This is a genomic window from Roseateles sp. P5_E8, from assembly GCF_054177665.1.
Genome location: NZ_JBGCUM010000012.1, coordinates 45,694 through 67,020, shown reverse-complemented (window position 1 = coordinate 67,020; position 21,327 = coordinate 45,694). Strand labels below are relative to the sequence as shown.

At 68.2% G+C, this 21,327-nt stretch carries 13 protein-coding genes; all 13 read right to left on the bottom strand.

Annotated elements, in window-relative coordinates; genetic code table 11:
* Positions 1-98: 98 nt before the first annotated feature.
* The 13 genes from ACXRVZ_RS09715 to ACXRVZ_RS09655 all read right to left on the bottom strand — a co-directional run bounded on the left by ACXRVZ_RS09715 (position 99) and on the right by ACXRVZ_RS09655 (position 21,309).
* A complete protein-coding gene (locus tag ACXRVZ_RS09715) occupies positions 99-1,040 on the bottom strand; it encodes a PA14 domain-containing protein (protein WP_458232353.1) in 942 nt (313 codons plus the stop codon).
* A 46-nt stretch (positions 1,041-1,086) separates the two neighbouring features.
* Complete coding sequence (gene galA / locus ACXRVZ_RS09710) at positions 1,087-3,957, bottom strand: beta-galactosidase GalA (protein WP_458232352.1); 2,871 nt, start codon at positions 3,955-3,957, stop codon at positions 1,087-1,089.
* Positions 3,958-4,004: 47 nt separating this feature from the next.
* On the bottom strand, positions 4,005-4,133 hold the full coding sequence (locus tag ACXRVZ_RS09705; protein ID WP_457421167.1) for a hypothetical protein: 129 nt from the start codon (positions 4,131-4,133) through the stop codon (positions 4,005-4,007).
* Positions 4,134-4,383: 250 nt separating this feature from the next.
* Positions 4,384-5,904 carry a hypothetical protein gene (locus ACXRVZ_RS09700; RefSeq protein ID WP_458232351.1) on the bottom strand — a complete coding sequence of 507 codons (1,521 nt, stop codon included), beginning with the start codon at positions 5,902-5,904 and terminating at the stop codon, positions 4,384-4,386.
* Entirely contained in the window at positions 5,901-6,665 is a 765-nt protein-coding gene (locus tag ACXRVZ_RS09695) for an ABC transporter ATP-binding protein (protein WP_457421171.1), read from the bottom strand. The genes ACXRVZ_RS09700 and ACXRVZ_RS09695 overlap by 4 nt, the downstream gene beginning before the upstream one ends.
* 38 nt (positions 6,666-6,703) lie before the next feature.
* Complete coding sequence (locus ACXRVZ_RS09690) at positions 6,704-9,007, bottom strand: hypothetical protein (RefSeq protein WP_457421173.1); 2,304 nt, start codon at positions 9,005-9,007, stop codon at positions 6,704-6,706.
* Entirely contained in the window at positions 9,004-9,228 is a 225-nt protein-coding gene (locus ACXRVZ_RS09685; protein ID WP_457421175.1) for a hypothetical protein, read from the bottom strand. The genes ACXRVZ_RS09690 and ACXRVZ_RS09685 overlap by 4 nt, the downstream gene beginning before the upstream one ends.
* A gap of 52 nt (positions 9,229-9,280) precedes the next feature.
* Positions 9,281-11,455, bottom strand: coding sequence for a hypothetical protein (locus ACXRVZ_RS09680; protein ID WP_458232350.1), 2,175 nt, complete (start codon positions 11,453-11,455; stop codon positions 9,281-9,283).
* Positions 11,456-11,601: 146 nt separating this feature from the next.
* Positions 11,602-12,810 (bottom strand): glycoside hydrolase family 27 protein, encoded by a 1,209-nt coding sequence (locus ACXRVZ_RS09675; protein WP_457421179.1) that lies wholly within the window; start codon positions 12,808-12,810, stop codon positions 11,602-11,604.
* 67 nt (positions 12,811-12,877) lie between these two features.
* Complete coding sequence (locus tag ACXRVZ_RS09670) at positions 12,878-14,830, bottom strand: sialate O-acetylesterase (protein ID WP_458232349.1); 1,953 nt, start codon at positions 14,828-14,830, stop codon at positions 12,878-12,880.
* Between the two features lie 31 nt (positions 14,831-14,861).
* Positions 14,862-16,916 carry a beta-galactosidase gene (locus ACXRVZ_RS09665; protein ID WP_457421183.1) on the bottom strand — a complete coding sequence of 685 codons (2,055 nt, stop codon included), beginning with the start codon at positions 16,914-16,916 and terminating at the stop codon, positions 14,862-14,864.
* Entirely contained in the window at positions 16,913-19,873 is a 2,961-nt protein-coding gene (locus ACXRVZ_RS09660) for a TIM-barrel domain-containing protein (RefSeq protein WP_458232348.1), read from the bottom strand. The genes ACXRVZ_RS09665 and ACXRVZ_RS09660 overlap by 4 nt, the downstream gene beginning before the upstream one ends.
* Positions 19,874-19,893: 20 nt before the next feature.
* Positions 19,894-21,309, bottom strand: coding sequence for a hypothetical protein (locus ACXRVZ_RS09655; protein WP_457421187.1), 1,416 nt, complete (start codon positions 21,307-21,309; stop codon positions 19,894-19,896).
* Between the last annotated feature and the right edge of the window lie 18 nt (positions 21,310-21,327).

Below are 21,327 nucleotides of genomic sequence, written 5' to 3'. Positions count from 1 at the left end.
GGCCGCCACCGCATGCCGGGTGCGGCAGCGGTTGCGGTCCAACGGCGTCTTGTCCATCTTGGCGCTCCCGGGATCGAGCCCGCCCGATGTCGTCCGGCCTACTGAGGGGCTGAAGCAGCGGCCGGCGGGCGGCCGAGCAGCCGGCGTGGGATGTACTGGTAGTCCTTGCCGTCTGGCTTTTTCCAGGCCAGCATCAGCGCGAGACCAAAGCCAGGCCCTTGAAAGTAGCGCACACGGAAGTTGCGCAGGCCCTTGGCCAGCTTGACCGTTTCCATCAACGGGCTGGCGGCATGGATGCCGTCGTTGTTGATCACCTCCACATCATCCACGGTGAGGATGGCGCCGTCGTCAGACAGCACCATGAGGTCCATGGTGATGTCCTGCGGGATGTTGACGGTGAAGCGGATGTCCAGCCCGAACCATTCGTTCATGTCCAGACCGGGGAAACCGTCGCGGTGGTCGCGCGGCGTGATGTCGAGCTGCGCCAGGCAGACGGTCTTGATGGGTTTGCGCCGGCGCATTTCGTTCACTGACTTGGTGTCCGGTCGGAGGCGGTAGACCTCGGCCACCATCGGCCGGTCCGGCGAGTCGGCGCATTCTTCAAACAGCTTGGGCGGCACCGCGCTGCTGGCTGCCGGAGGCGGTGGCGGCGGAGGCGTGACGGCAGGAGGTGCCGGCGCCGGAGCCAGCGCCACCACCGGCGCGACGGGGGGCGGCACCGGCGCGACCTTGGGCGCCTCGACGGGCGGAATTTCGGGAATGGCCGGCATGTTCGGTGGCGGCGGGTCTGGCAGCTTGGGCGGGGGCGGCGGGGGTTCGGGGGGCTTGGGTGGCTGCTTGACCTCGACGATGCTGATCTGCGATATGCGGGGCTTGTTTGGCGGCGGCACCCGCGAACGCCATGACAGCACCGCCACCAGAAGCACCAGATGGAAGACCACCGCAATGGTCAGCGCGTAGACGTTGAATCGGCGGCCCCATTGCGGCTGCTGTGCAGGTTCGGCGGTGGGTGGGGCGGCGTCGTGAGAAGGCGGGGTCATAGCTTCTTTTGTGGCGTGCGGCTGTTGTCTGGCAGCCATGGGGTTTTCAGAAGATCTCGATTGCCGTCGCGGCCGGCGCAAGGCCTTCGCTGACGGCGCGCAGCGTGGCGCGGCCGCTGTCGCCGGTCTTGCCGGTGGATTGCAGGATCACCTGCGCCTGGCCGTTGAACACGCTGCGCTGCCATGGCGCGGCCGGCGTGGTGGTGCGCAGCGTCGCCCAGCGGCGGCCACTCTGTGCGCCGTCGAACAGCGCGCGCGTGCCGCCGGCCGGCGTCGGGAAGACGGCGGTCAGCGTGGACTCGGGCCCAGCGGCGGGGTCGAGGTCGATGGCCGTCATGCCGGCTTCCTGTCGCAGCGCGACGGGGCGGCCGTCCAGGTGGAACTGCACGCCCGGTGCAACCTCGCCGAGCAGCAGCACCTGGCGTTCGCCGGCTGGCGCCGTGCGCGTGATGGTGGCTTGCACCACGTTCCAGGCGGTGTCGGCGGGCCGATGCTCGGGCGCAACCCAGGCGAAGGGGTCGCGCCAGCCGGTGCCGCCTGTCGTGGCCATCAACGCGGCCGCGTCCTCCGCCCGGGCGATGCTGTGGTGGCGCCAGCCCGTGGCGGCTGCGTAGCGATGCAGCTCGGCCGGCCGGTCGGCCTCGTGTGAGCTGGGGTCACCGTTGCCCATGCCGATGAGCCGCACCGGCCCGCTGGTTTCGAACGCGACGCGGTGGCCGGCGGTCGGGACGACGCGGCCCTCGCGGTTGACGACGTTCACCGTGACCAACGCGACATCGTCGCTGCCGGCGCGCAGCCGCGCGCGGTCCACGGTCAGCCGCACTGCCGTGCCGTTGCCGGTGGTGGCCACGGTCTGCGTGGTGACAAGCTTGCCGGCCTTGTAGCCGCGCGCCGTCAGGCTGCCCGGTGCATAGGGCACGGACCACTTCAGGTGACCGTAGCGTTGCAGCGCCTTGCGGCCGAGTGAGCGGCCGTTCAGCAGCAGCTCGACCTCGTCGGTGTTGGCGTAGACGCGCACGTCGACGGGCTTGCCTTCGCGGCCCGGCCAGTTCCAGTGCGGCAGCACGTGCACCATGGGCTCGGTGGTCCACGCGGCCTTCAGGTACTGGCCGCTGTCCTTCAGCGCGCCGGTCGTGTCCAGCATGCCGAACTGCGACGAGACGGCGGGCCAGCCGAAGGGCGTGGTCTCGCCGCGGTAGTCGAAGCCGGTCCAGACGAACATGCCGGCCAGGAAAGGGCGCTCGGCGACGAAGCGCCAGCCTTCCTCGATGGAAGAGGTGTAGCTGGCGCCCGTGCGCTTGTCGTAGGCGGCGATGTGCGCGCGCGCCGGATCGTCGGCATAGACGCCGCGCGTCGCATGGGTCGCGCCTTCCTCGGTGACGAGCATCGGCCGCTCGGGGAAGCGCCGGTGCATGGCGTCGATATCGTGCTGGCCCTTGTAGTTGAAACCGATGACGTCTGCGCCCGCCGACGTGCCTTGCGGCTGGCCCGAACTGGAGGCGGCCTGCGTCACCGGCCGCGTCGGGTCCAGGCGCTTCACGATGGCCGTCATCTGCTGTGTCAGCCGGGTGCCGATCTCGCTGTTCTCAATGGCCCACTCCTCATTGCCGACCGACCACAGGATGACTGACGGATGGTTGCGGCCACCGCGCACCATGCGCTCCAGCTCGTCGCGGATCTGAGGCGCCGTGCCCATCATGCGGTGCTCGTCGAGGACGAGGAGCCCCAAGCGGTCGCAGGCCTCCAGCAGCTCGGGCGTGGCCGGGTTGTGGGCCGAGCGGATGGCGTTCACGCCCATTGCCTTGAGCATCTTCAGCCGCGCCTCGTGCATGCCGTCGGGCAGCGCCACGCCGATGCCGGCATGGTCCTGGTGGTTGTTGACGCCGTGCAGCTCGACGTGACGGCCGTTGAGGAAGAAGCCCTCGTTGGCATCGAAGCGGAGGGTGCGGATGCCGAAGGGCGTGTCGACGCGGTCGACGACTTCGGCGCCGCGCTTGACAACGGTCGTCAGCGTGTAGCGCTGCGGCGTTTCCAGCGACCACAGCTGCGGCGCGCTGACGCTCAGTTGGGCCGTCAGGTCCAGGGTGGCATCGGCGCCCACCTGGCGGGCCGGCACGCTGGCGCTGGCGACGACGCGGCCGGCCGGGTCGCGCAGCTCGTGCTCCAGGCTGAAGGACTCGGCGGCGTTACCGGCGTTGCGCACCGTGGTGTCGACGGCCACGTCGGCGCGGTCGCCGTTGACCGTGGCGCGCACGAAGCTGCCCTGGGGCGCCACGTGCAGCGGCCCGGTCTGCGTCAGCCACACATGGCGGTAGATGCCCGCGCCTTCGTACCACCAGCCTTCCGGCGTGGTGGCGTCCACGCGCACCGCGACGACGTTGCGGCCGCCGAAGTTCAGGTAGTCGCTGATGTCGACCTGGAAGCCCGAGTAGCCGCTGGCCTCGCGGCGCAGGTAGTGGCCGTTGACCCAGACGACGCTGTCGCGAAACACGCCGTCGAACTCCAGCGTAAAGCGCTGGCCGCGCGCCGACTCGGGCACGGCCAGCTCACGGCGATACCAGCCGACGCTGTTCTCCGGAAAGCCGCGGCCGATGGCCTTCACGCCGTGCGGCGAGCTGCCGCGTGAGCTGAACGGCAGCTCCACGGCCCAGTCGTGCGGCAGGTCGACGCGGCGCCAGGGGCGGTCCTCGAAGTCGGCCGCCGCCGGGCCGTCGCCGTAGCCGGCCTTGCCGAAGAAGAACGGCCGCACGCCGTGGTCGAAGTCCTTCGCCGGATCTGAAGCGTGGCCCAGCGCGAAGCGCCAGCCATCGTCGATGCGAGTGCGTTGGCGCGCGCCGTCGGCAGCGCTGGCGCTACCGACGGCGACGGCCAGCGCGAGGGCCCAGGAGGCCCAGGCGAAGAGGGAAGCTTGTCTCATTTGTATTCTTGTGAGGTTGCGGGTGTGTGCATGCCGTGGCTCCGAGCTCATTGCGCCGTCGCGGCGTCCGGGTAGGCGCGCTCGTGCTGGCGCAGCCGGGGCGCGGCAGAAACGGTCGCCGCGCCGGCCGACAGCATGAGCGTGCCGAGCAGCGCGGCGAATGCGAGTCTGAGCATGGATGGAGCCCTCATTGGTGAGCCGCACGGAGTCCCAGGACCCTCTTCATGCGGAACGTGCCCCAGCCACCGATGGCGGCTGCATCGGTGTCAGATGACGGTGGGAGGCACCGCTCGCCGCAGGCAGGTGGCTGGCCTCGTTGACGTTTGTTCCGCCAGCTCGGTCGGCCTTTCATTGGTAATACCCTGGTGGTAATTTTCACAAATTGGTCAGACCAAACCTATGGGTGGAGACCCGCGGTCTCACCGGTCATGCCATCTCCGCCCGACGTGAACGGCCCATCCACCACACCACGCTGCAGCCGAGCAAGGCGACTAGCAAGGGCAATGGCGAGTAGCGCGGTGCCTCGTTCAGGCAGTACGCCGTGCCCGCCCAGGCAAGGCCTGTGAATGCTTCGATCAGGACTGTCGGTCCGTTGCCCTTCGCGCGCCGCATCAGATCCTTGCGCTTGGCCTGGATGGGGTACCACACTCGCATCACGCCGGCCGAGACCGTGCCGCCGGCGAGGCAGAAAAGAMACGTCAGCGTCAGCCAGAGGCCGTGCGTCGGCAAGACCAGCAGCAGCGGCAACACCACCAACCATGCTGGCACCAGCGCGGCCAGCACCTTTGGCCAGCGCAGCAGCGACGGTGGAACCGGTGCGCTGCCCAGCAGGTCAGGCGCATCCTCGGCCGCGACGGTGATCCAGGCCAGGCTGCCCGCCAGTGACGATGCCAGCATCACCGCCATAGACGCCAGCACGGTCAGCCCTGCGCCGCGCAGCGCGAGCAGCACCACCGGCAGCAGGTACAGCAGCTGCATCAGTGTCTGGGCAATGAGCTGCGGGTCGCGTGCGATGAGGCGCCACTCCTTGACCAGCACGCTGCGCCACAGCCCGCCCTTGAACCGGACGCTGCCGCGCTGCGGCGCCGCCGCGATACGCCTGGCGCTGCCGGTGACGGACTCCTGCGTGCCCGCCAGGAAACGATGGTGGGCCAGACCGATGACGAGCCCGAAGCCGACGACGCCGACCAGCGCGACCGTCAGCAGCGGCAGTGGCGCACCGACCAGCGCGCGGCCCGGAAACCAGACTGGACTGTCCGGCGCCAGCGGACCGCCTGGCTCGACCCAGCGGATCAGCCTGGCAAGCAGTTGCTGCAGATCGGCAGCGCTGATCACGTTGGGCAACTGCCACAGCACGACCGACGCCCCGCCCATCAGCGTGACCAGCACCTGCGCCGCGATGCGGGCCCGGCGGGCGCCGAGCACACGGACCAGCGCCAGCGTGAGTGCCAGGCCCAGCGCGGTGGTCGCCAGCGCCAGTGCCGGCACCGCCAGGTAGATGCCGAGCAACTGCGGGTGCCCGAGGAACAGGCCCACGTGCGCGAACGGCGCCAGCAGGAACAGGAACAGCGCACTGATGTTGGCGACGATGCCCAGGCCTCGCACGATGAAGACAACGTGTGTCGCCACGGGTGACGACAGCAGCAGGTCCAGGTCACCGCGGTCGAACAGCGCCTCAACGGACTGCAGGATGGCCTGCGCGAGCATCAGGCTGATGGTGATCCAGGCCGCCGCGCAGATCAACATGGTCAGCACAAGCTGCCCGCTGCCGGCTGGCCACATGCGCAGAAGCAAGTAGGCGCCGACGTGCAGCGCCGCGCTCAGTGCGACGGCGAACCCCAGCAGCCCACGGGCCATCTGCTTGCCCGTGCCGCGCCAGCCCAGCCGGAGCTCGTGACGGAGAAGCCACAGCACGGAGCCCGGACGCAACGCCAGCAGCGCCGTCATGCCACGCTCGTGAGCTGCAGGAACACGTCTTCCAGCGTCCCGCCCGGCCCGCCGCCGGTCGACGCACGGGCGCGCAGTTCGTCCAGCGTGCCCTGGGCGGTGATACGGCCGCGATGGATGATGCTGATGCGCTGCGCCAGCCGCTCGGCGATCTCCAGGATGTGCGTGGTGAGGATGACCGTGTGACCCTGCTTGACTCGCTCGACCAGCAGGTCCTTCACCTGGCGCGCCGCCGCCGCGTCCAGCCCGGTGAGCGGCTCGTCCAGGATCAGCAGCTGCGGGTCGTGAATGAGCGCACCGGCCAGCGCCAGCTTCTGGCGCATGCCACGCGAGAAGCCTTCGGTGATCTCGCCGGTGTGGGTCCACAGGTCCAGCCAGCGCAGCAGCTCCTCGGCGCGCGGCGCGGCCACGCCAGGCTCGATGCCCCACAGGCCGGCCACGAACTCCAGGTATTCCAGCGGGCGCAGCTTGCCGTAAAGCAGCGGGTCGTCGGGCAGGAAGGCCAGCTGGCGTTTGGCTTCGATGGGATCAAGCGCGACGTCGTGCCCGAGGATGTGCACGCTGCCCTCGTCGGGTCGCAGCAGCCCGGCCACCATGCGCAGCGTGGTCGTCTTGCCGGCGCCGTTGGGCCCAAGCAGCGCATGGAACTCGCCCTGCGGGATGCTGAGGCTGAGTTGGTCCACGGCGGGCAGGCCGCCGAAGCGCTTCACCAGGCCGCTGATTTCCAGCGCGGATGCCCGCTGCGGAGATTGTTGGCTCATCTTTTTTCTCCCTGCCCGATGACGGGCGTGTTCGACTTTTATGGTTTTGCGGGGCCGGGCCAGTGCAGGCGGATACGGGCCTGGTTGCGGACGATGACGAGGTCTGTCCCCTCGGCCAGCAAGACCCGCAGCGCCGCCACATCGGCGATGGCGCCCGCCTTCTCCACACCGACGATGACGTCACGTGGCTTGAAGCCGGCCGTATCGCCGGCGCTGCCTGCCTCGACGCTTAGCACGATGACGCCGGCCTTGTCGCCCAGACCGGCGGCCGATTGCTCGCCCAGCGTCTCGACGGGCTTGAGGCTCAGGCCATGCAGCTGCTGTACGGCTTGTAGCGGCGCGGCCTGGCTGAGCTGTCTGGGCAGCGGGAAAGCGGGTTGCTGCGCCAGCGCCTTCAGCCGCGTTGGGCGCACGCCGAAGTCATCCATGGGGAAGTTGACGAAGCCGACGCGCTCGGCGAGAGCTGCGTTCGTGACCGTGTAGTCGCCACGCGCGGGTGCGGCAAAGCGTGGATCGCCAGCGACCGAGTCTGCGTCGGTGCCGCGCGCCTGGGCCGCCCGCAGGTCCGCCTCGGTGACGAAGAAGTTGCGGTTGACGCTGCGCCCCCAACGCTTGATCTCGACAGGCTGGTGTGCCGCCATGACGAGGTTGGACTCGAAGACGTCGCCGCCGTTGTCGAACCACACATGCGGATGGAAGCTGCCGTTGACGAGGATGTTGTTGCGCACGATGCGCTGGAAGCCCTCGCGCAGTTTCAGCCCGCCGGCCAGCATCAGGTTCTCTTCGATGACGTAGTTGGAGGCGCCGTCGTCCAGATCCACGTCCCAGCCGTGGTCGCAGCGCCAGCGGTTGCGCCGCATGAGGATGGGCTCGACGGCATCCAGCAGCGCCAGCTCGGGGTGGGCCGCGGCGCGTCTGTCCATCTCGGCGCGGTCGGGGTGCCAGAAGCGGTCGCGGCCCCAGCTGTTGAAGCTGCCGTGGTCACCGGTCAGGCGCACGGTGTCGAACACGTCGTTGTGGGTGAGGCGGTGCCCGCCCCAGGTGCCGTCGCCGATGTTGATGCCGGCACGCGGCATGCGGTAGATGCTGTTGTGGTCGACCGTGATGCGCGCCGCCATCGACAGCTGCACGCCCGTGGCCTGACGGTCGATCTGGCCGATGTCGTGGATGAGGTTGTCGCTGGCCTCGGAGTCCTTGGGATAGGCGTCGGACTTCGGGCCGGGCGTGCGGTCGATGGCCGCGACCTCCAGCCGCTCGTGGTACTCGAACAGCGGTGAGCGCACGGCCTCGGGCCGGCCGACGAAAGCCACGGCAGTGCCGCCGATGTCGTGGATGTGATTGCCCGAGACGGTCACGCGCTGCGCGCGGCCGCTGACGACCACGGCATGGCCGCCGAGGTCGACGAACTCGGAGCCCTCAATGCGAACGTCGGCGGCGTTCTCGATGGTCACCGCGCCGACGCGGTAGAACTTCCAGTCCGAGCGCAGCAGCGGCTCGGTGGCCTTCAGGAAGGTGGGCTCCGTTTCGCGGAAGATGATGTGCTGCACGCGCACATGCTTCACGGCCTCGCCCCGGCCTTCGATGCGAATCAGCGCCTCGTGCACGCCGGCGCGAAAGCCACGCGCCGACGGCTTAGCCCCGGCCAGCGGCTTGAAGTACAGCCAGCCATCCTTGCGGTCGTGGAACCACTCGCCCGGTGCGTCCAGCTCTTCCAGCACGTTCTCGACGTAGCGGTCCCTGTCGCTGGGCGGCATTGCGCGGTTGTTGCCGACCTGCTCGCCGTAGTCGAGGCTGCCATCGGGCTTCTTGCCGAGGATGGGCACCTGCAAACCGCCCCACTGGTAGCCGTGCAGCGCATGCAGCACAGCAGCTTGCGGGTTGTGCCAGCGCGCCACGCGCTCTGGCGAGGTGGCGTCTTGCGCACCGCCGAAGCCGGGCTGAGTCGGGTCGAAGTTGGGGTAACGGGCACGCACCAGCGGGACCTGGCCCAGCCACAGGCGCTGGAACGACGGGCCGGCATATCGGGCCCGCCAGACGCCGCCCTTCCATCCTTCCCAGTGCAGCGGGGGCAACGACACCGCGCCGCTCAGCATCGGCTGCGCGCCGGGCGCCGCTGCCAGAACGAAGGGCTCGTCGGCCGTGCCTGACAGCACCTCGTCGATGACAAGGGGCGCGGCAAGCGCGTAGCTGCCGCTTGCTAGCTCGATGCGGTGGATGCGTTTGTCGGTCCGCGCCTGCAGCAGGGCGGCCTCCAGAGACCTCGCGTCCTTCACGGCCAGCGTCTCGGCCTGCGCACCGCAGGCCAGGATCGCCAGCGCGACCAGCAGTGACTTCACCCTCATGGCGCGCCTCTCTCTGCCAGCACTTGCCAGACGACGGCCCGCGCTACTTCGTTGAGCCGGGCGGAGTGTTCAGGCGTGATGGCGGGGCAGTTGGTGCCGACGAAGAGCTGGCCGGCGCCCGTCCAGTCAGCGCGACCGTCGCCGCTGCGGGCCTGCGAGGCCAACGGCGCGAAGGTGACGATCGCGACGGCGCAGGTGGTGCCCATGTGCTGGAGCTTCATGGTTCCAGGGGGCCGGCCGGGACTGCCAATGCAAATGATCGACCGCATAAGTTCACCGCGCCGAGCTTGGATAAATCGAACGCTGTCCAGCGATGGCGGTCGCTGGCTTAGGCAAACTGCCATCCAGTCTGTTGATCAGCACATTGTCGAAGTACGGCGTGCTGACCCGGTTCTTCGATGCGCCCGCCATCAGACCCGCCATGCCCTTGCCGTACAGCGTGTCGGTCGCACTCAGTACCGCTTTGCCATCAACGACGGCGGTGATGGTGGAACCGCTGAAACGCAGCGCCAACTTGTGCCACTGAGCTGGCGCGATGCCCGCTAACTGCATCGTCGCGAGCACTTTTTCGCCACCAGCATTGCTGTCGTTTTGCGCCTTGATCAAGGCCTGCTGCTCGGCGTCGCCTTCCAGCTTCTTCGGGTCAACCTTGCCGCGAACGACCACCAACCGCAGTTCCCCGCTGTCGTTCAGTTGCGCGAAGTAGCCCTTGGGGATGACACCGAAACCGGTGCCAACGTGGTTCACACGTCCCATCACCGCGGCCGCGTCGCCAGGCTGCAGATACACGTCGGTGCTGACTTCGTAGTCTTGCCAGGCGTCGTCGCCAACGATGGTGTACGGCTGCCAATCAGGCCCCCACGAGATCGTTGGCACTGGCGTCATCTGACGCAGGCAACGACCCTTGCCCCCTGGACAAGCGGTCAACTCGAAGGCACCGCTGATGTCGGAGAAGTAGCGCGGCAAATAACCCCATTGCTTCGGATCGGCGTATTGCTCGAAGGTTTCGTAATAGGGGAAGGGGAACGCCTTGATCTCCGGGATCTTGTCGAAACCGCCCTTGCGCTGCCCGCGGGTGGTCGTCAGTGAATAGACAGCCTGCGGATCGAGGGTGAGCGTCACGACGCCATTGACCGGTTCCAGGTCATCCTGCCGTACGAAGTGCTCCTTCTCATTGCTGCGCCAGACTGCCAGCTTATTCGACGACAGGCCGCCGCCAATTTCAAAACGGACCTGTTGTGAGGCCGTGGCATTTTTGGTTTCCAAAATGACGCTGTAGTCGCCAGCTGGCGATTTCAGAGTGACAAAAGTTCCGCCCGCCGTCAGGTCGCCACTACCACCATTGAGGTAGCTCCAGCCGATTTCGGTGAATTGGCCGTAATGGGCATAACCCCAAAGCGCGGGGTTGAGCTGGTAATGCGCACTCCAAGGCCAGTTTGCCCGTATGGCCGCTTCTTTCTCTCCGGAATACGGGGTCATGGTGTACAGGCCGGCAATGCCATACCAGTTGATGACCTTGGTGGCGCCGCTGCGAAAAAAATTCTCGTTGAAACCCTGCACCATCGAGATCAGGCCGTCGTAGCCAGCCTTGTACACATGCTGCTCGGTATTCCAGATCGGCTTGTCGAGGCGTTCGGCCAACCCGCGCACAGATGCCGGCGTAAACGACTTGGGCGGATTGATATGGGCGCCGATGATGTCGATCGAGTCGCGCAAGTCTTTATCCGTCACCAGGTCGTTCACAAAATTGAATTTCCAATCGTCCGGCCAATTGTCAAAGGCATGAATTTTTGTCGACTTGAAACCATTCGCCGTCAACGTCGTGCGCAGCGCCTTGCTGAAGGCATAGCTCACACCCTTTTCATTGCGAATGCCGATCGCGTCCAGCTCCAGCCCATATACCTGGCGCAGGCCCTGGAGCCACGTCACGTAGTAGTTGGCCGTGTCTTGCGAAAAGAAGTTGCGGTCGCCCTTGTCGTCGCTGCCGGCTTGTTTTGCAAACACCGGGCCCTGGTCGCCCAGCCAGCCGGGCGCGCTCCAGGCAGTCGCATCAAGCGAGAGTTTCGGATTGCGCTTTTTGGCCTCCTGCATAACCCACCATATATAACCGCGCGAATAATTCAAGTCATCGCGCCTGTGCATATGACTGGGCATGGAGCCCTGCGTAGAATTGCCATCGCCGGGAATTTCGACGTACAGCGCGCTGACGGAAGCGCCGAACTTGGGCTTGTAGATCAAATCAAGAATCTGGCTGCGCTGGGGTTCCGGATAGTCCTTCAACAAGACCGAAGTGGCCCCGCCCCCATCGACGACGCCAATGCCGTCAAAACGCTTCCCGCCCGCATCGCCTTGCAGCGTAATGCGCTGCTYTGGCGGTGATGCGAGCACGCCGTTGTATCCGACAGTCAATAACAGACATATAAATGACAAGGAAATATTGTCACGCATGGAAATCTCCACGAAATTGTTGGTCCGGGTTTGGGTCAACAATTAAAAACAAATAGGCATGGTGCTGCCGTGTGCACGCTCATGGCGCGTCCCTCTGCTGCGACTCGGGGCGTCCTCAGGTCGGATGGCGGGCGTTCACCGGGCTGTCATGGCGCGGCCTTGATGCGAAACATGATCACGCCATGCGGCGCAACCTTGCCGCCGTAGCTGCCACGCACGCCCTTCGTGACCTTCTTGCTCCACAGGTCCTTCACGTCGGCCTTCTGGTCGACGGGCAACTGGAGCTGTTCCCAAGACACCTTCATGTCGGCCGGCGTCTTGCTGCGGTTGAACAGCACTGCGGCGTGCTCGCCGCCTGCCAGCGGACGGATCCAGACCTCGAGGTCGCCGTCCTTCAGCGCGCGGCGGCCTTGCTGGCCCAGCGGATCCTGGTCGATGGCGATGACGTCCTTGTTGGTGAGGATGCGCAGCGTGTCGGCGTCCATCCTTGACAGGTCGTTGCCGGCGATCAGCGGCGCGGCGAGCATGGCCCACAGCGAGAAGTGCGATTCGTACTCGGTCGTCGTCATTCCGCCGTTGCCCACTTCCAGCATGTCGGGGTCGTTCCAGGCATTTGGAGCCGACTGCCCCCCGCGCGCGGCTTGCATGTCCAGGATGTTGGTCATGCCATTCCCACGGTCCTTCGTGCTTTCCCAACCGTCGTAGATGTCGTGGGTGGTGCGCCACAGGTGGCCCACCGTCGGGCCCCAGCGCTCGGGATGGTCGGTGCCCCATTCGCAGATGGACAGCACGATGTCGCGGCCCGAGTCGCGCAGCGCCTTGGCCATGATGGTGTAGGCCGCCTCGGCGTTCCGGGTGCCGGTGTGGCACCAGTCGTACTTCAGGTAGTCGACTCCCCATTTGGCGTACTGGCGAGCGTCCTGGAACTCGTGGCCGGCGCTGCCGGGGCGGCCTTCGCAGGTCAGAGAGCCAGCGTCGGAATACAGGCCGAACTTCAGACCTTTGGCATGCACGTAGTCGGCGAGTGCCTTGATGCCGGACGGGAAGCGCTTCGGATCGGCTTGGATGTTGCCGTCGGCGTCGCGGCTTTTCTGCCAGCAGTCGTCGATGACGAGGTATTGATAGCCGGCGTCCTTCATGCCCGTGGCGGCCATCGCATCGGCCTGTTCGCGGATCAGCTTTTCGCTAACTTCGCACTTGAACTTGTTCCAGGAGTTCCAGCCCATCGGTGGGGTCGGCGCGACATTGGGCTTGGGAGCTTCCAGCTTCAACGTGCCGTCGGCATGGGCGGGCGTGGTGGCGATGAAGCAGAGCAGTGCGACGGCACGAGCGGCGCGTCGGATCAGGCGGTGCATGTGGAGGTTTCTTTGGAGGGATGGGAAGAGCGTCGTTCTGGAGCGGTGCGTCGAACGGGCGTCGGGCTCAGCGCCCGTAGCGGCGGCCGGCGGATTCGAGCGGCCAGTCGTCGGTGCGCAGCGGCGGCAGCGGCAGGCCGTCGCCGCCGATCACATTGGCTTCGCTGGCGTTGTTGACCCAGGCATAGCGCGCGGCGACAGGCGACGGCACAGCAGCGCTACGCAGCACGATGCGGTCGCCGTCGAAGCGGGCTTCGGCCGGCACCCAGCGCTGGTCGGCGCCCGCCAGGTAGAAGCCGCGCAGCGGCTCGCCCGTGCGTGCCGTGCGCAGGCCGCCGGCGGTGGTGTCGAAGCGCAGCTCGAATTCGCCGCCTTTCGACTGGTGGCCGGTCAGGCGAGGGCCTGTGGCCGGGGCGGTGCGCAGGCCCAGCTCGTGCATCGCCAGCGCGGCCAGGCGCTGGCCCACGGTGCGCTTGTTGCGGGGATGAATGTCGATGGCATCGCCCACGTCGATCGCCGTGGCCATGCCGGTGTGAGGCAGGGCCAGGGCCGCGGCCTGGCTGGCGCGCAGTTCGGCCCAGCCGTTGCCGTCGGGGCGGTTCTCGGCCATGGGCCGCCACGAGGCCAGTTGCACGAACAAGAAGGGCAGCTTGGCATCGCCAAACTGGTTGCGCCAGTCCTGGATGAGGCGCTTGAAGCCGTCGGCATAGGCCGCCGCGCGCCCGGAGTTTTCTTCGCCCTGGTACCAGAGCACGCCGCGCACGGACAGGCCTTGCAACGGTGCGACGAGGCCGTTGTGGCCCAGGGCCGGGGCGTTGTTCGCCACGGGGCCGCCGGCCACCACGAGCGTCTCGACGCGTGCCCGCCAGGGGCCGACGAGCGACACCGCGCCGGCGGTCGTGTCCAGGCGCAGGTCGGCTGCGTCGCCATAGATGCCGCCGCCCCCGCCGGTGTCGGTCACCCGCACGGCGATCCAGTTGGCGCCCGCGCGCAGCAGGCCGGCCGGCAGCGTGTAGTGGCGCGCCTGCTCCCAGCCGCACTGGCCGCCGACCTTCTGGCCGTTGACCCAGACCTCGTCGCAGTCGTCCACCTTGGCCAGGTGCAGCTCAGCGGCTCCCGCGGCCTGAGCCGGCTTCAGCTCGACACGCTTGCGCATCCAGACGACGCCGTCGACGTCGGCCAGCCCCTGGCCTTCCCAATTGCCTGGCGCCTTGAGCGTGGGCCAGTCGGCGTCGATGTCGGCAGCGGCAGACCAGCCCGAGGCGTCCGCGCCGTCCAGCGGCAGACCCTTCTGCCAGGCGGCGATGCGGGGCAACATGCGTTGGCCCAGCGCCGCGGTGAAGGCAGCGTTGTCGGCCGGCAAGGCGCGCACCGCGGGTGCGAGGTCGGGGTCGCGCAGCGCCGCGTCGCGACTCATCCAGGTCTCCAGCATGGAGCCGCCCCAGGCGGTGTTGATCAGGCCGATGGGCACGCCCTGCACGGCCTGCATCTGGCGCGCGAAGTGGTAGCCGACGGCGCTGAACTCGGCCACGCGGCCGGGCTCCGCAACGACCCAGGGCGCGGGCGCGATGTCGGTTTCGGGTTGCACGCTGGCACGCAGCGGCACGCGCAGGTGGCGCAGTTGTGCGTTTTGCGGCGAGGCCACTTCCTGCGGGCCCGTGTCGGTTTGCGCCAGCGGCCACTCCATGTTCGACTGACCGCCGAGCAGCCAGACATCGCCGATCAGCACGTCGTTCAGCGCCACGGTCTGGTCGCCCTTGACGACGAGGCGGTGCGGGCCGCCGGCCGGCAGCGGGGCCAGCTGCACACGCCAGCGGCCGTCGGCGCCGACGCGGGCCGTGCCGCTGCGGCCGCCGAGCTCGATGCTCAGCGTCTTGCCGGGTGTCGCTTGGCCCCAGATGTTCAGCGGGCGGTCGCGCTGCAGCACCATGTGCTCGCCGAACACTTCGGCCAGGCGTACATCGGCCTGGGCGGTAGCGGCAAGCAGGGCCAGCAGCAGAGCGGAGGTCTTCTTCTTCATCGGGTTCGTTCTCGTCTCTCGGGGGCCATCTTCAATTCCGGGGTTCCAGCATTTCCACGCCAAGCGCCTCCAGCTTCAGCGTCTTGTCCCAACGCTGGCCGCCCAGCACGCCCTGCATCGCGCCGCTGATCGGCACGTCCACCGGCGTCCAGTTGGTGTTGACGTAGAGCACGCGGCCGTCGACGGCGCGGGCGTACACGCCGTCCGGCGTCTTGGGGCCGGGCGCTATGCCCAGCTCGGTGTAGAGCTGGCGCAGCAGCGGCTTCATGATCGGCGCCTGCGCCGTGGTGGCGACGTAGATGGCCCGGCCCTTGCCGAAGCTGTTGACCGTGATCGCCGGGGGCTGGCCGTCGAAGTTGCTGAAGCGCGCCAGCACCTGGGCGGTGGAGGGCTCAAGCACCTCGAAGTGGTTGACCGTGCCCTTGATCTCCTCGTCGCCCAGCTTGACCGTGCCAACCCAGTCGTAGAACTCGTTGGTGCGCAGGCCGAAGACGTCGGTCAGGCCGGCGGGTTTGGGCGTGGCGTGCCATTGGTTGTTGTCGTCCACCTTGGCCGACTGCGCCGTCATGACGACCGTGCCACCTTCGGCGACGAACTTGCGCACCGCTTCGGTGGCGGCCTTGTCCAGCAGGTACATGCCCGGCAGGATGATCAGCCGATAGCGGCTGAGGTCCTCGTACGTGAGCTTGATGACGGCCACGTCGATGTTGTCCTTCAACAGCGGCTCGAAGGCGCCGTGCGCCTGCTTGATGTAGGGCGCCTTGATGTACTGGCGCACCGTGTTGCTCGGGCCGTTGGGGCTGGTGGCATGCACGTTGTCGAAGGAATAAGCGATGGCCACCTTGGGCTCGACCTGGCGCGGGAAGCCGAGCTTCTCCAGCTTGGCGTAGTCGCCGGCAATGCGGGCCCATTCGGCCAGCCGCCACGAGGGTCGGCCGTCGTGGTCGATCAGGCCCCACAGCGCCTGCTCCTCGCCGCCGAGGTGGCTGTTGAAGGTCCAGGCGAGCGAGGCCTGTCCGCCCATCAGCAGCACGAAGTGCGCCCACATGCGCGACCAGCCCTTGCTGCCGTAGGAGCCGCCGCCCCCGGCCGTGAACTCGTTGAACCAGGTGGGCACCGTCATGCCGCCCTTGATCAGCGCCGCCTCCCAGCCGCCGTTGATGGCGTCGCCGGCATAGAAGCCCATCGCGCCGAAGGTGGTGTGATCGCGGTAGCTGCCCAGGTAGTCGAAGCCCTTGCGGCCGGACCAGTCCCAGTAGTTGGACAGCACCGGTTTGTCCGGCGTGTGCTTGCGTCGCACCGCCTCCCGGTCGGCCAGCGTGGCGAGGGTCATGTCGGACCAGAAGCGCCGCAGGTCAAGGTAGCGCTCGGCGGGCCCAGGGCCGTCGGCCAGGGGCAGGCGCACCTCGTCCCACTTGCCGATGCGGCGCGACCAACGCTGCGTGGCCCAGGCCTTGTTCAGCGTCTCGATGCTGCCGTAGCGCTTCTTCAGCCATTCGACGAAGCGCTTGCGGTCGGCCTCGGAGTAGGACATGAAGCCGTTGCCGATCTCGTTGTCATAGCCCACGGCGAGCAAGGCGGGGTGCTTGGCATAGCGCTTGACCAGCGTGTCGGCCATGCGGGTGGCCAGGCGCCGGTAGTCCGGGTCGGCGGTGTTGTCCATGTAGCGCTCGGCCGGCGCCAGGCGCGTGCCGGCCTGGTTGACGATGTCCACACCGGGGTACTTGTGGTGCAGCCACATCGGTGCCGGCGCGCCGGGGATGTCGAGAATGACCTGGATGCGGGCGGCATGCACCTCGGCCATCACGGCGTCGAAGTGCTTGAAGTCGAACTTCCCCTCCTCGGGCTCGAAATAGTCCCAGGCCAGATCGCCCATGCGCACGACCCTGAAGCCGGACTGCTTCATCAACGCGACGTCGGACTTCACCTGTTCCAGCGTGCGGTCCACGGGCTGGTAGTTGACCCCGGCGAACAGCCGGCCGGCGCCGGGCCAGTCTGGGCGACCTTGCGGGCTCTTGGCGTCCTGGGCGAGGGTGGGTTGGAGGGTGGCTAGCGCGAGGGCGCAGGCCAGCAGGGTCCTCTTCATGGTGATCGTGCCTCGTGTTCTTTGGAAAAGTGGAGCGCCAGGCCGCGGCCGTCGTACTGCGCGGTGCGCGTCTGCTCGCCCTGCCCAGGCGACGCCATCAGGCGCACGTTCAGCTCGCGGCGCGCGACCATGCCGGGAAAGCGACCCTGCCGGGCGCCCACATGCAGCGTGCGGCGCGCGTCGTCCCAGCGCAGCGCGGTGGTGGCGCGCTCGCCGCGTTCGTAGCGGTAGGTCTCGCCGTCGTCGTCGTAGAGCGTGAAGCTTGCGTTGGCGCCGGGGTAGATGCGGATCTCCCACGGCGCGTCGCGGTCYTGGCCGGTGTGCTCGACGACGGGGCCCAGCGGCACGACCGAGCCGGCGCGCACGAACAGCGGGAACTGGTCCAGCGTGTAGTCGCGCTCAACGCGGCCACCCCCGGTGTGCTGCTTGCCGGTCCAGAAGTCGAACCAGTCACAGCCCGCCGGCAGCAGCGTGGCCTGGCTCTGGTCGATCTTGCGCTGGGCCTCGGCCGCCTCGCGCCGCTGGGAGGGCGTGCGCCAAGCCAGGCGCAGCGCGCGGCCGCCGCTTGCCTGGAAGAAGTCCACGCGAACCTTCAGCACCTGGCCTTCGCGCAGCGTCATGACCTGACCCTTGAAGCGGGCGGCGCCCATGGCCCAGTCGTCGACGGCCAGCTTGTCGTCCAGCCACATGCGGAAGCCATCGTCGCCCTCGACGCCCAGTTCGTACTCGCCGCTCTCCGGCACGGTGATCTCGCCTGTCCAGCGCACCGAGAAGTTGCTCAGGCCCTTCAGCCCCGGCGGGATGCTGCCCAGCGGCGGATCGGGCCAGTGGTGGGCCACGACGGTGTCGACAGTGCGGCTCGCCGGCTTCTCGAAGTTCATGCCGTCGAAGTACTCCAGCACCAGGCCGCGCTGGCCGTCGGGGGTGCGCAGCTGCGTGGCCGGCACGGTCAGCGGCGGCGGGGCCTCGGGATGGAACATGGCCCGCGTGATCGGCTGCACCAGGAAGGCGGGGCCGAACATGTAGGTGTCGTCGACCTTGCGCAGCGCCGGCTGGTCGGGGAAGTCCATGGCCAGGCCGCGCATCATCGTGTAGCCGTCCTGCGTGCTGCGCCAGGCCAGGCCGTAGAGATAGGGCAGCAGGCGCATGCGCAGCTGCGCGGCGCTCAGCAGCGAGGCGTAGACCTGCGGGTCCAGCGTCTTGAACAGGTAGGGCTCGCGGTCGACGTTGGTGCCGTGGATGCGGTAGACCGGGTTGAAGATGCCGAACTGGTTCCAGCGCGCGTACAGCTCGCGCCAGGACGGGTTGTGCTGGCCGCCGCCGTAGTTGACGAAGAAGCCGCCGGTGTCCTGCGTCCAGTAGGGTTGGCCGGCCATCGCGACGTTGAGGCCGCCGGCGATCTGCGCACGGAACGTGGTCCAGGAGGCCGTCGTGTCGCCGGACCAGGACATGGCCGCATAGCGCTGCTGTCCGGCCCAGGCGGAGCGCGTCAGCGTCAGCACGCGCTTGCCGCCCAGGTCCTTCGCGGCGCGCTGGCCCTCGTAGACGCCGCGCGTCGTCACCAGCGTGTAGACGTTGAGGTAGCGCGTGGTGTCGCCCATCGCGGTCATGCCCAGCTTCTTGATGTCGGCCTCGACCTCGCGCGCGTCGTGGGCTGCGCCGCCCACCTCGACCTCGGTGCCGTCCATCCACAAGGCATCCACGCCGATGTCCAGCAGCCCCTTCTTGGCATGCTTGAAGTAGATGCGGCGACCCTCGGCGCTGAAGGCGTCGTAGATGCGCGCCTTCTTGGAGATCCAGTGCAGCGGCTCGAAGCGCAGCTTCTTGGCATCCAGCTCGCGGGCCAGGTCCGTGTCGTTGCCGACGCTCGGCCAGATGGAGGCCATCAGCTTGACGTTGAGCTTGCCGTGCAGCTCGCGCGCCATGCCGGCGGGGTCAGGGAAGCGCTCGGCGTCCCAGACCATGCCGCTCCACTTGCCGTCCCAGACGCCGTTCTTCTCGCCGCCCCAGTACTGCCAGTCCTGCACGATGTAGTCGAGCGGGAAGTGGTCGGCGCGGAAGCGCTTGACGACGTCCAGCAGTTGCTGCTGGGTCTGGTAGCGCTCCTTGCTCATGAACAGCCCCAGGGCGGCCTTGGGGAACATCGGCGCGCTTCCGGTCAGGTGGCGGTAGCCGCGGATGACGGCGTCCATGTCGGGGCCGGCCGTGAGGTAGTAGTCGGCACCGGCCGGCGCGCTCTCGGCCGTGAAGCTCATGCCCTCGGGCCGGTCGCGGAACGTCATCTTGGAATAGACGTCCAGCAGCAGGCCCCAGCGCCGCGTGGACACCAGGAAGGGCACGACGATGCCGATGTTGGTCTGCACCATCAGCACGTCGCGACCGCGGTAGTCCATGTAGGGTTCGTCGTACTGGCCCAGGCCGTAGAGGGACTCGTCGGGCGTCAGCGTGAAGGTCTGCGTCAGTGTGTAGGTGGGACTGCCGGCGATCTCGACTTGCTTGAGTTCGATGGGTGCCTGCTCGCGCTCGCGCGTCAGCGGCCGGCCGTCGGCGGCGAAGAAGGCCAGCGCCCCGCTGCGCTTGTCCACCGTGATGCGCAGGCCTGCGCCGGTGAGCGCGAGCTGGTCACCGGTCTCCTGCACGTCGAAGGCAACGGCTTGCGGCCGCGCCCCGACGACGAGGCTGGGCTGGGCGGTGTGGGCCTGGCCGAGGTGGGCGGCCACGCGCACCAGGCCCGGGCCGTAGAAGAGCACGCTCTTGGTCAGCCCGCCAGAGCGGAACTGCAGGCCCTCGGCGACGCGCAGCCAGCCGAAGCCGTCGGGTGGCCCGTCCATGGGCAGGGCACGCAGCTGCCCGGCGGCGTCCAGCGCCGAAGGATGGGGGCCGGCCTTGCCGGTGGGGGCCGCCTGCGTGCCCGCCGCAGCGCAGGCCATCAGGCCGAAGAGGTCTCGACGTTTCATGACAACTCGCAGTCAGGTGTTCAAGCACAGCGCACGAGGCGCGCGCCATGGGGTGGGATGGTGAGCACGCGGGTGCCTGCGGGCAGATCCGCGCGTGCCCAGCAGTCGCGGCTGGCGTCCGGCAGCCAAGCGGGCAGCGGCACCTGCCATGGCGCGTCGCCGGTGTTCAGCCATGCCGCCCAGGTGCCTTGCGGACCGGTGCAGACGAAGCGGTGGCCCTGTGCCACCGAGTGCCACTCGCGTGCCCCGGGCACGCGCAGCAGCGCCAGCACCTCGGGGTTGGTCACCAGGCGCAGCGTCCAGTCGTCGAGCTTGCGCAGGTCGTTGCCGAGGATGAGCGGGCTGCGCGCGCAGGTCCAGGCGGTGAGCATCATCAACTGCTCGTCACGCGTGAAACCGGTATCGCGCTCGCCGCGGCCTTTGTCGTCGTAGTTGCGCAGGCCGATCTTGCCGACGGGCAGCATGTCGGCATCGGGCCAGGCACCGGCGCGGGCGTGCGGCGCCCACTTCACCAGGTTCACCAGGTTGTCGCGCAGCTGGGGCCAGGTGTCCCAGAAGTCGTTGCAGACGCGCCATTGGTTGGCGTGGGCCTGCAAGTGCGCCGCCTGCTCCAGATGCGCCGGGCCGGGCGACAGGCTCAGCACCATGCGTCGGCCGGTGGCGTCAATGGCGCGGCGGATCAGCTCGACTTCCTTGGCCTGGTAGTTGGGCGCGGCAATGTCGTCGACCTTGACGAAGTCCACGCCCCAGTCGGCCAGCTGGGCGAACCAGGCGCGATACCAGTCGAAGGCGCCGGGGTGTTCGGGGTTCACGCCGCACATGTCGGTGTTCCAGGCGCAGGTCGAGCCGGCGTTGGCCACCTCGTTGCAGCGGTACTTGCTGCCGGCGATGGGCAGCTCCAGCCCGACCGCCTGGCGCGGGATGCCGCGCATGATGTGCACACCGAAGCGCAGGCCCATTGCGTGCACCTGGGCGGCGAGCGGCGCGAAGCCGCGGCCGCCGGCAGCGCTGGGGAAACGGTTGGGTGCGGGCTGCGGGCGGCCGTTGCCGTCCAGCACCAGCGGCGCGAAGTTCCGGTACCAGCCCGATGTGGCGCCCGCCTCGTACCACTGGATGTCGACGGTGGCGGTGTCGTAGCCGAAGGGCAGGAAGCGCTCGGCCAGGATGCGCGCGTTGTCCAGGTACTCGGCTTCGGTGACGCTGGCGCCGAAGGCGTCCCAGCTGTTCCAGCCCATCGGCGGCGTGGCGGCCCAGGCGTGGAAGGGCAGGCCGGGCTCGGGAGCGCCGGTGGCGGAGACCTTGGCAGAGGAGCCGGCGGTAGCTGCCGTCGACCCGCCGGCCATGGCGGCCAGCCCGGCGCCAGCCACGGTGCGCACGAAGCTGCGGCGCGCCGGTTCATCGGCCGAGGTGGTGGCTGTCGCGTTTGTCTTGTTCATGGGCGATTCGGAATGAGG

Excerpts from the sequence above, each read along its gene's own strand:
- ACXRVZ_RS09665 (WP_457421183.1), bottom strand. The coding sequence starts at position 16,916 with ATGAAGAGGACCCTGCTGGCCTGCGCCCTCGCGCTAGCCACCCTCCAA.
- ACXRVZ_RS09685 (WP_457421175.1), bottom strand. The coding sequence starts at position 9,228 with ATGAAGCTCCAGCACATGGGCACCACCTGCGCCGTCGCGATCGTCACC.
- galA (WP_458232352.1), bottom strand. The coding sequence starts at position 3,957 with ATGAGACAAGCTTCCCTCTTCGCCTGGGCCTCCTGGGCCCTCGCGCTG.
- ACXRVZ_RS09655 (WP_457421187.1), bottom strand. The coding sequence starts at position 21,309 with ATGAACAAGACAAACGCGACAGCCACCACCTCGGCCGATGAACCGGCG.
- ACXRVZ_RS09690 (WP_457421173.1), bottom strand. The coding sequence starts at position 9,007 with ATGAGGGTGAAGTCACTGCTGGTCGCGCTGGCGATCCTGGCCTGCGGT.
- ACXRVZ_RS09715 (WP_458232353.1), bottom strand. The coding sequence starts at position 1,040 with ATGACCCCGCCTTCTCACGACGCCGCCCCACCCACCGCCGAACCTGCA.
- ACXRVZ_RS09705 (WP_457421167.1), bottom strand. The coding sequence starts at position 4,133 with ATGCTCAGACTCGCATTCGCCGCGCTGCTCGGCACGCTCATGCTGTCG.
- ACXRVZ_RS09670 (WP_458232349.1), bottom strand. The coding sequence starts at position 14,830 with ATGAAGAAGAAGACCTCCGCTCTGCTGCTGGCCCTGCTTGCCGCTACC.
- ACXRVZ_RS09695 (WP_457421171.1), bottom strand. The coding sequence starts at position 6,665 with ATGAGCCAACAATCTCCGCAGCGGGCATCCGCGCTGGAAATCAGCGGC.
- ACXRVZ_RS09675 (WP_457421179.1), bottom strand. The coding sequence starts at position 12,810 with ATGCACCGCCTGATCCGACGCGCCGCTCGTGCCGTCGCACTGCTCTGC.